We start from the raw sequence: 730 nt of genomic DNA on the forward strand, positions 1-730 counted from the left end.
GCACACGGTAGGACAAAACCATCGTTGTAATCGGTGTGCTCACCAATCAAGTTCACACGACCAGGCGCTTGAATAATATGGCTAGGTGCGTAGCCCAACACTTGCTCAAATGACGCTTTCACATTTTGGATAAGTTCAGACATAGGGACGTTCTCTTAAAATAGTAATTTGTGTGGGATAGCGCGTTGAGCCTAACTTTCTATCTGTAAAGTCGCGCTATCCCGTTATTCGTAATCAGTCCAATTTAAAGACTTAGCATTCTTTGTAGTGGACATCACTTACATCACGCAGACGCTGCGCCGCTTGCTCTGCGGTGAGGTCACGTTGGCTTTCTGCCAGCATTTCGTAGCCCACCATGAACTTACGAACCGTGGCACTGCGCAGTAGTGGCGGATAAAAAAGTGCATGAAGCTGCCAATGGTCGATGTCTGTGCCTTCGTCAAAAAACGGCGCGTAGTGCCAGCCCATCGAGTAAGGGAAAGAGCATTGGAATAAATTGTCGTAACGGCTGGTCAGCTTCTTGATCGCTCGCGCTAAATCGTCTCGTTGCTCATCGCTGAGTTCGCTCATGCGACGAATGTGCGTTTTCGGCAACAACATGGTTTCGAACGGCCAAGCAGCCCAGTAAGGCACCACCGCCAGCCAGTGTTCGGTTTCAACCACGATGCGTGAGCCGTCTTTGAGTTCCGCTTGTACGTAATCCACCAGCAAGTTGCTGCCGTGCTCTTGG

2 protein-coding genes are annotated in these 730 nt (G+C 50.0%); both read right to left on the bottom strand.

The genetic code is table 11. The features are described from left to right. On the bottom strand, window positions 1–143 hold a 143-nt coding region (locus tag R8N49_RS26945), incomplete at its 3' end, for a galactokinase family protein (protein ID WP_318190431.1). Between the two features lie 109 nt (window positions 144–252). Continuing rightward, window positions 253–730, bottom strand: a 478-nt coding sequence (galT, locus tag R8N49_RS26950; protein WP_318190430.1) for a galactose-1-phosphate uridylyltransferase, incomplete at its 5' end; no start/stop codon positions are given.

The organism is Vibrio sp. 1978, from assembly GCF_033344345.1.